7 protein-coding genes are annotated in these 8964 nt (G+C 73.0%); 3 read left to right on the top strand and 4 right to left on the bottom strand.

All coding sequences use genetic code 11. From position 1 onward, the window contains the following. Window positions 1–330: 330 nt before the first annotated feature. Complete coding sequence (locus AB0B40_RS37505; protein ID WP_345060822.1) at window positions 331–879, bottom strand: MarR family transcriptional regulator; 549 nt, start codon at window positions 877–879, stop codon at window positions 331–333. Between the two features lie 110 nt (window positions 880–989). Between AB0B40_RS37505 and AB0B40_RS37500 the strand changes: the two genes are divergently transcribed. Beyond that, a complete protein-coding gene (locus AB0B40_RS37500) occupies window positions 990–2279 on the top strand; it encodes an MFS transporter (protein WP_345060824.1) in 1290 nt (429 codons plus the stop codon). Window positions 2280–2349: 70 nt separating this feature from the next. On the opposite strand, the gene AB0B40_RS37495 is transcribed toward AB0B40_RS37500, so the two are convergent. The 3 genes from AB0B40_RS37495 to AB0B40_RS37485 form a co-directional block, all read right to left on the bottom strand. Then, window positions 2350–3165 carry a methyltransferase domain-containing protein gene (locus AB0B40_RS37495; protein WP_362268092.1) on the bottom strand — a complete coding sequence of 272 codons (816 nt, stop codon included), beginning with the start codon at window positions 3163–3165 and terminating at the stop codon, window positions 2350–2352. A gap of 49 nt (window positions 3166–3214) precedes the next feature. After that, window positions 3215–4858, bottom strand: a complete 1644-nt coding sequence (locus tag AB0B40_RS37490; protein WP_345060828.1) for a SpoIIE family protein phosphatase — start codon at window positions 4856–4858, stop codon at window positions 3215–3217. A gap of 131 nt (window positions 4859–4989) precedes the next feature. Beyond that, window positions 4990–6366: an NAD(P)/FAD-dependent oxidoreductase gene (locus AB0B40_RS37485; protein ID WP_345060830.1), complete on the bottom strand. Its 1377-nt coding sequence runs from the start codon at window positions 6364–6366 to the stop codon at window positions 4990–4992. Window positions 6367–6745: 379 nt separating this feature from the next. Here AB0B40_RS37485 and AB0B40_RS37480 point away from each other — a divergent pair, with 379 nt between their 5' ends. Beyond that, window positions 6746–7621 carry a helix-turn-helix domain-containing protein gene (locus tag AB0B40_RS37480; RefSeq protein WP_345060832.1) on the top strand — a complete coding sequence of 292 codons (876 nt, stop codon included), beginning with the start codon at window positions 6746–6748 and terminating at the stop codon, window positions 7619–7621. A gap of 281 nt (window positions 7622–7902) precedes the next feature. After that, window positions 7903–8964 (top strand): sigma-70 family RNA polymerase sigma factor (locus tag AB0B40_RS37475; RefSeq protein ID WP_362268089.1); only part of this gene is annotated, 1062 nt, incomplete at its 3' end.

Raw genomic sequence — 8964 nt, 5'->3', positions numbered from 1 at the left:
CCGGCGGTTCCGACTCTATCAGATCCTTTCGGCGTCTGACTCCCAGTCAGGGGGGTTTGTCTTCCCGGCCGTTGGGCCGTTCCGACGTCTCAAACCTTAGCGGATCCGCTCGGCGATTCCCAATCGGGCCGCTGGGCTTCCCTTTCGAATTGAATTCGGGCACGCCGAATACAACCCGTCCGGGAGATCGTGCTGTTGGTGTGAGGGTCGCCGCTCGAAGCGGCTGAGGTGCTGCCGGAGAACCGTTACGGCTCCGCGGCAACCCGAAGAACTTTACGGAGCGGGCGGGGGCGTGTCAACCCCCGCCTGTCAAGATCTTTTCTGGGGGCTTCAGTCCAGGTCACTGAGCCGGCCGCCGGCGTCCGGCTGCGCGTGCTCCACCCTGCGCAGGAGCCGGGTGAGGACCTCGCCGAGCACCGCACGCTCCGCAGGGGTGAGGTCCTGGAGCAGATCCTCTTCGAAGACCGTCGCCATGCGCATGGCCTCCAGCCACTTCTCGCGGCCCTCGGGAGTCAGCTCCACGATCACCCGGACGCGGTTGGACTCGTCCCGCTCCCGGGTGACCAGCCCCTCCGCGACCATGCGGTCGATCCGGTGGGTCATCGCCGCCGGGGTGAGGCCGAGCCGCTTGGCCAGCTCGCTGGGGCCCATGCGGTACGGCGCGCCGGAGAGGACCAGCGCCTTGAGGACCTCCCACTCGGCGTTGCTGATGCCGAGGGCGGCGGTCTGACGGCCGTAGGCGACGTTCATACGGCGGTTCAGCCGGGACAGCGCCGACACGACCTTCTCGACCTGCGGGTCGAGATCCTGGAACTCGCGCTGGTACGCGGCGATCTGTTCTTCGAGTGTCGGCTCCGGGACGCCGGGGGTGTCGGCCATGGCCGCAGTATGGCACGCCACCCCTTTGCCTTGAAGTCCTTGACTGTGTACTCTTTAGCTTCGAACTTTACCTTTGAAGTCTTCAGGTCTAACTAGTGAGAGAGGTGAACGTGACCAGGGCGATGGGCGCAGCGATGCGCCGGATCCACGTGGGCAACGCACTCAGCGCGTTCGGGCTCGGCTTCACCGTCCCCTACCTGTACGTCTACGTGGCGCAGGTGCGGGGACTGGGAGCCATGACGGCGGGACTCGTGCTCGCCGTCTTCGCCGTGGCCGCGCTGATCGTGCTGCCGTTCGCCGGCCGGGCGATCGTGCGGCGCGGCCCGCTGCCGGTCCTGCTCGCCGCCCTGGTCACCGCCGCCGTGGGCGCGCTGAGCCTCGGCCTGGCGGGCGGTGCCGCGACGGTGCTGGCGTCCGCGGCGGCGCTCGGAGCCGGACAGGCCGTGATGCAGCCGGCGCTGGCGACGATGATCGTGGACTGCTCCACGGCGGACACCCGCTCGCGTGCGTTCGCCATGCAGTTCTTCCTGCAGAACCTGGGCCTCGGCGTCGGCGGGCTGATAGGCGGCCATCTCGTCGACACCACGCGCGTGTCCTCCTTCACCCTGCTCTTCGCGATCGAGGCGGCGATGTTCCTGCTGCTGGTCGCGGTGATGGCGACCGTGCGGACGCCGCGCTCGCCGCGTATGGAGGACGCGCCGACGGCATCGGCGAAGGGCAGCTGGAAGCAGCTGCTCGGGAACCGGGCCATGGTGCAGCTGTGTGTGCTGGGCTTCGTGCTCTTCTTCGCCTGCTACGGCCAGTTCGAGTCGGGGCTGAGCGCGTACGGCGTCGAGGCCGCCGGGATATCCACCTCCGCCCTCGGGACGGCGCTGGCCGCGAACACGCTGATGATCGTGGTCGCCCAGTTCGCCGTGCTGAAGGTGGTGGAGCGGCGCCGGCGGTCCCGGGTCATCGCCGCCGTCGGGCTGATCTGGGCCGTGGCCTGGCTGGCCGCCGGGTACGCGGGGCTGGGGCACGGTAGTCAGGAGATGGCCACGGCCGCCTTCGTGTCGACGTACGCGCTGTTCGGGCTGGGCGAGGCGATGCTGTCGCCGACGGTCGCCCCGCTGGTCGCGGATCTGGCGCCGGAGGGCATGGCCGGGCAGTACAACTCCGCGTTCGCGCTGGTCAAGCAGCTGGCGCTGGCGGTAGGGCCGGCGGTGGGCGGCCCTCTGGGGGCGTCGCTGCACGGGCCGTACGTCGTGACCTTCCTGCTGTTCTCGCTGGGGATCACCTTCCTGGCGCTGCGGCTGGGGCGCCGGCTCACCGCGGTGCAGGACCGGCCCTGGCCGGCGCGCGGGACCCGGGTGGTCACGCGCGGCGGGGCACCTGCCGAGCCGGTGCCCGCGGAGGCGTGAGTCTCCCGTGTTCCACGACGGCCGTCGCCTTCGGGTGGCGGCCGTCGCCGTATGTCCGCTGACGCGGAGGTCAGCGGAGTGCGGTGACCAGGATCGCGGTGAAGGGGACGGTCGCCGTGCCGTCGGGGGCGAGGTGGGCGGCGAGCCGGTCGCGGACCGTCTCGCCCGCCCGGGTGAGCGCCTCCTCATCGCCGGCTTCCCCGACGAGGGCGCCCCACGGGGTGCCGGACAGCTGGTTGCGGGCGAAGCCGTCCAGCGGCGGCAGGGCGACGCCGAAGCCGACCTCGCGGTGGGCGGTTTCCCGGTAGCCCGCCTGGTGAAGGGCCGTGGTCAGGCGCTCGGCGGTGCAGGAGAAGGCCTGGGCGAGGCTCTCGGCCGCCTCGGGTCCGCCGTACTCCTCGATGGCGCGTCGCTGGGCGAGGAAATAGGGCTGCCGGTCCAGGGCGGCCCAGACGGTGGCGGCGAACCGGCCTCCCGGGCGGGTGACCCGGGCCGTCTCGGCGAGTGCGGCGGAGAGGTCGGGGAAGAACTGGGCGCCCTGCTGGCAGACGACCACGTCGAAGCTGTCGTCGGGGTAGGGGAGCCGGTCGGCGGGGGCCACGGTGAACTCGATGTCCGGGTAGAGGCGGGGGTGGCGTGCGCGGGCCACCCGGATCATGCCCTCGTTGACGTCGGCGCCGAAGACCCTGCCGGTGGGACCGACCAGGGCGGCCGCGGCGCGGGCGGTGAAGCCGGTGCCGCAGGCCAGGTCGAGGACCGCGGCACCGGGCCAGAGGTCCACGGCGTCCAGGAGCGCGGTCGCGAACGGCGTGTTGATCGGAGCGGCGTAGGTGTCGTACCGCTCGGGTTGTGTACCGGTGAGCTGGAAGCCCGCTGCGTCTGCCATGGGGAGGCTTTAGCACCGGACGCCCCGCGCGGCGAGGTGCCGCGCGGGGTCACGGTCTGTTCGCCGGGAGCACGAACTCGCACCACACCGCCTTGCCGCCGCCGGGGGTGCGGCGGCAGCCCCAGCTGGAGGCGATCGTCGCCACGATCGCGATGCCACGGCCCGACTCGTCGCCGGGCTCGGCGCGGCGGCGCCTGGGCAGGTGGTCGTCGCCGTCGGTGACCTCGACGATGAGGCGGCGGTCGGTGCGGCGGAGTCTGAGCCGCATGGGCGGGGTGCCGTGCTGGAGGCTGTTGGCGACCAGTTCGCTGGTGGCGAGGACGCCCAGATCGTGCAGTTCGGCGGGGAAGCGCCAGCTGGTGAGGACGCCGGAGGCGAAGGCACGCGCGCGGGGGGCGGCTTCGACGCCGCCGAGGAGTTCCAGGGCCGCGTTGCGGAAGAGGTCGCCGTCGGGTCCCGTACGCGCGGGGTGCTGGAGGACGAGGACGGCCACGTCGTCGTCGTGGTCGGCGGTGACGCCGGCCGAGCGGACCAGGCGGTCACAGACCACCTGGGGGGTGCCGGTGGCACCGGCGAGGGCGCCCGCGAGCTTGGCGATGCCCTCGTCCAGGTCGGCGTCGCGGCGCTCGACCAGGCCGTCGGTGTAGAGGACGGCCGTGGAGCCGGGGCCGAGGGCGATGGATCCGGAGGCGTGCATCCAGCCGCCGGTGCCGAGCGGTGGGCCGTTGGGCTCGTCGGTGCGGGAGACCGTGCCGTTCTCGTCGCGGACCAGGATCGGCAGATGGCCGGCGGACGCGTAGACCAGGCGGCCCTCGTTCGGGTCGTGGACGGCGTAGACGCAGGTGGCGATCTGGTTGGCGTCGATCTCGGCGGCGAGGCCGTCGAGCAGCTGGAGCACCTCGTGCGGGGGCAGGTCCAGACGGGCGTAGGCGCGGACGGCCGTGCGGAGCTGGCCCATGACGGCCGCCGCGCGGACGCCCCGCCCCATGACGTCGCCGATGACCAGGGCGGTCCGGCCGCCGCCGAGGGTGATCACGTCGTACCAGTCGCCGCCGACCGCGGCCTCGGTGCCGCCGGGCTGGTAGGTGGCGGCGATGCGCAGGTCGTCGGGCTGTTCCAGCTCCTGCGGGAGCAGGGAGCGCTGGAGGGTGACGGCCGTTTCGCGCTGGCGGCGCTCGCTGGCGCGCAGGCGTTCGGCGGCCTCGGCGTGGTCGGTGACGTCCGTGGCGAAGACCAGCACCCCGGCGTCGCGGTCGCCGTCCTCGGCGACGGGGGTGCAGGTGAAGGTGTACGAGCGGCCGTCGACGGCCTTGCGGGACTTCAGGGTGCGGGGCTTGCCGCTGCGCAGCACCTGGTCGAGGAGCGGGAGCAGGCCCAGTTCGGCGAGTTCGGGCAGCGCGTCACGGGCGGGTGTGCCGGTGGGGCGGGCGCCGAAGGCCGCTGTGTAGGCGTCGTTGACGTAGCCGATGTGGTGGTCGGGGCCGTGGACGAGGGCGACGAGGGCCGGGACGCGGTCCAGGACGTCGCGTGCGGGCAGTTCGTCGACGGCGGGCACCGCGGTCTCGTCGTCGGCGGACCGTTCGGCGCGGGCCGCGGGCACGGAGCCTTCCCCCCGCCGGTCCGGGGACTCGGTCCGCGCGGCGGCGCGGCGCTGCGTTCCGGGGAGACGGGCGCTCCAGCGCGTGAAGTTCACTGTGGGGAAAGCCTCGTGGGTGCGGTGGGCGGGCGGGCGGCCCGTCCGAGGACGTGTGGCAGTCTGGCAGGGTGCGGGCCCCGGCGACATCCGTCAGACGCCTGGACGGCCCGCGTAGTTCCTGGGTCCGGTCAGGACGACCCCTTCGGGTCGTCGGAGGGGCTGTGAGGAGGTTTTCCACCGGCCGCCAGTTCGAACTCCGCACGGGGGTGTTCGAGCGAACCGAGCGAGACGATCTCCCGTTTGAAGAGCCCGGCGAGGGTCCATTCGGCGAGCACCCGGGCCTTGCGGTTGGCGGTGGGCACCCTGCTGAGGTGGTACACGCGGTGCATGAACCAGGCAGGGTAGCCCTTCAGCCGGCGTCCGTAGACCTGGGCGACGCCCTTGTGCAGGCCGAGGGAGGCGACGGACCCGACGTACTTGTGCGCGTACGTCCGGAGGGGCTCGCCGCGCAGGGAGCGGGCGATGTTGTCGCCGAGGACCCTGGCCTGGCGGACGGCGTGCTGGGCGTTGGGGGCGGTCTCGGTGCCGGGCTCGGCCGCCGTGACGTCGGGTACGGCGGCGGCGTCGCCGGCGGCCCAGGCGTGCTCCGTGCCGTCGACGGTCAGCTGGGCCGTGCAGCGGAGCCGGCCGCGCCCGGTGCGCGGCAGGTCGGTCGCGTCGAGCAGCGGGTGCGGCTTGACCCCGGCGGTCCACACGATCGTGCGGGTCGGGAAGCGCTGGCCGTCGCTGAGTACGGCGACACGGTCGGCGCAGGATTCCAGGCGGGTGTCGAGCAGCACCTGGATGTTGCGGCGGCGCAGCTGGGTGACGGTGTAGCGGCCCATCTCCGCGCCGACCTCCGGGAGGATGCGGTCGGTGGCCTCCACGAGGATCCACTTCATGTCCTCGGGCCGGAGGTTGTGGTAGTAGCGCGCGGCGTAGCGGGCCATGTCCTCCAGTTCGCCGAGGGCCTCGACGCCCGCGTAGCCGCCGCCGACGAAGACGAACGTGAGGGCGGCGTCGCGGATGGCGGGGTCCCGGGTCGAGGACGCGATGTCCATCTGCTCGATGACGTGGTTGCGCAGGCCGATGGCCTCTTCGACGGTCTTGAACCCGATGCCGTGCTCGGCGAGCCCGGGGATGGGCAGGGTGCGGGCGACCGAGCCGAGGGCTAGCACGAGCTCGTCGTAGCCGAGGAGTTCGGCGGACCTGCCTTCCTCGGCGGTGGCGAGGGTGGTGACGGCCGCGGTGCGCACCGCGTGGTCGATGGACGTCACCTCGCCGATGAGGACGTGACACCGGTCCAGGACGCGGCGCAGGGGTACGACGACATGGCGCGGGGAGATCGAGCCCGCGGCGGCCTCGGGAAGGAACGGCTGGTACGTCATGTAGGGGTCGGGAGTGACGACGGTGATGTCGACCTCTCCCCTCCTCAGCTCGGCCTTCAGCTTCCGCTGGAGGCGCAGGGCCGTGTACATCCCGACGTAGCCGCCGCCGACAACCAGAATGCGCGCACGTTCCTTCACCGTCCCATGACGCACCCGGCGCTGTTGTTTGTCCACAGCCCCGGCAATTTGTGTGACCGGCGGCCGGGTGCGCGCGACGCCGGCCCCGGCGTTCCCGCAGGACGAAAGGGGGCAGGTCAGCAGGGGCGGGCGACAAGGGGAGAAGGGAGGGAATCGGGACGTACACGCCGCGTACTCCGATCGGGGGGCGCACTGTGCGGAACCTGCCCCTTCTGAATTGACTTCCTCTCAACTATGTTCGTGTGTCGACGGGGTGTAGGGAATGTGGTCGGCCGGGTCCGCGACGGGCGGGTCCGGTCGGGACCGATGCCAGTTCCGCGCACTTCGGACTCAGTGGCGGGGAGTCTCCGGGGGGAGACGTCATTACCGGGGGAAACACATGCATGTTCAGGACACGCATTGGGCATCTGCAGCCGCCATCGCGCCCGGCGGCAAGGCGATGAGCGCGGCGGGGAGCAACGGACGCGCGGACGGGGCGCGTACGGCTCCGCTGCGGGTGGACGCACAGCGCAATCTGGAGCACGTGCTGCGTGCGGCGCGTGAGGTGTTCGGCGAGCTGGGGTACGGCGCGCCGATGGAGGACGTGGCGCGGCGCGCCCGGGTGGGGGTGGGCACCGTCTACCGGCGCTTCCCCAGCAAGGACGTGCTGGTCCGGCGGATCGCCGAGGAGGAGACGGCGCGGCTGACCGAGCAGGCCCGGACGGCGCTCGGGCAGGAGGACGAGCCGTGGTCGGCGCTGTCGCGGTTCCTGCGCACGTCCGTGGCGTCGGGGGCGGGGCGGTTGCTGCCGCCGCAGGTGCTGCGGGTCGGCTCCGGCGCTCCGGCCGAGGAGGGCTCTGCCGGGGTCGCCGGTCTCGCCGGGGCCGGGGGCTTCGCCGGGTCGGCCGGCCTCACCGGGCCCGCCGGTCTCACCGGGTCGGCCGGTCTCGCCGGGTCGGCGGAGGAGGCTCGGGTGCCCCAGCAGCGGGTGCAGCCGGGCGGCGGTGAGCTGCGGCTGGTGGCGGACGAGGCCACGGTGGCGGGCGAGGCCGCGATGGCCGACGACGCCGGGGCCGGGGCGCTGCTCGACGTGGTCGGGCGGTTGGTGGACCGGGCGCGGGCTGCCGGTGCGCTGCGGGCGGACGTGTCCGTGGGGGACGTGCTGCTGGTGATCGCCACGGCGGCGCCGTCCCTGCCGGACGCGGCGCAGCAGGCGGCGGCGTCTTCGCGTTTGCTGGACATCCTGCTGGAGGGACTTCGGTCCCGGCCGGCCTAGCCCCGGCGGGTTTCGGTCCCGGCCGGCCTAGCCCCGGCGGGTTTCGTCCCGGCGGGGTTTCGTCCCCCCGCACCACCCGCGCCGCTTCACGGTCGGGTGGTGAGGGGGCGTCCGGTGGTGGCAGTAGTGCGCCCGGGGCGTTCGAAGGGTGTTCGGGGCGCGTAGGGGCAAGTCCGCCCGGATGAGTGGATGCGGTGGTCAAGGGGTCCTGCACGAAAAGGCGTTGTGGCACTCTGAGCCGGTGACGGGTTGGGCTGGGCCGGTGTCGGGGGCTGTCCGCGATGAGGGCTGACGGGTGGGACGAGTCGCGCGATGACGACGGGAACCGGGAAACCCACGGGCTGACCTCGCCCCAGGTACCGAACCAAGGCGGGCGCCCGGTATCCCCCGGCGCCTCCTCCGTTCCCTCCGGTGGGCCCGTCGGCGGTGTGCCGGCCCAGCGTGAGGGAAGCGTGCTGCCGCCGCCCCGGGAGATGCCGTCCGGCGACGCCGAGCTGATCGCGCGGATGCGCGCCGGGGACGACTCGGCCTACGAGGAGCTGTACCGGCGGCACGCCGACGCGGTACGGCGCTATGCGCGGACCTGCTGCCGGGACGGCCACACCGCCGACGATCTCACCGCCGAGGTGTTCGCCCGCATGCTGCAGGCGGTGCGCGGCGGATCCGGGCCCGAGCACGCCGTACGGGCCTATCTGCTGACCTCCGTACGGCGCGTCGCCGCGCACTGGACCAGGTCGGCCCGGCGGGAGCAACTCGTCGACGACTTCGCCCTCTTCGCGCAGCAGGCCACGCGGGTCACGGAGGTGTCCGACGACGACCCGCTCGGTCTCGGCGCCGATGTGCGCGCCATGCACGAGGCCGAGCAGTCCATGGCCATGCGGGCCTTCCGCTCGCTGCCCGAGCGCTGGCAGGCCGTGCTGTGGCACACCGAGGTGGAGGACGAGTCCCCGAGCGAGGTGGCCGTCCTGTTCGGGCTGGACGCCAACGGCACCCGGGTGCTCGCCAGCCGCGCGCGCGAAGGGCTGAAGCAGGCGTATCTCCAGGCCCACGTCAGCGACAGCCTCGTACACGACGAGGAGTGCGCCCGCTACGCCGACCAACTGGGCACCTACGCCCGCCGCAAGCTGCGCATCCGGGCCGAGCGGGGGCTGCGCAAGCACCTGGAGGAGTGCGCCAGGTGCCGGCTGGCGGCGGCCCAGATCGAAGAGGTCGCGAGCGGCATCCCCGGTGTCGTCCCGGTCGCGGTCATCGGCTGGTTCGGTGCCGCGGGGTACGCCAAGGCGCTCGGGATCGTGGCCGGCAGCGCCGGGGCGGGCGCCGCCGGAGCCGCCGCCGCGGCCGGC

The sequence above is a fragment of the Streptomyces sp. NPDC042638 genome (assembly GCF_040647235.1).
Taxonomy (GTDB): domain Bacteria; phylum Actinomycetota; class Actinomycetes; order Streptomycetales; family Streptomycetaceae; genus Streptomyces; species Streptomyces rameus.
This window is presented reverse-complemented; position numbering and strand designations above follow the sequence as displayed.

Excerpts from the sequence above, each read along its gene's own strand:
- AB0B40_RS37480 (WP_345060832.1), top strand. The coding sequence starts at position 6,746 with ATGCATGTTCAGGACACGCATTGGGCATCTGCAGCCGCCATCGCGCCC.
- AB0B40_RS37495 (WP_362268092.1), bottom strand. The coding sequence starts at position 3,165 with ATGGCAGACGCAGCGGGCTTCCAGCTCACCGGTACACAACCCGAGCGG.
- AB0B40_RS37505 (WP_345060822.1), bottom strand. The coding sequence starts at position 879 with ATGGCCGACACCCCCGGCGTCCCGGAGCCGACACTCGAAGAACAGATC.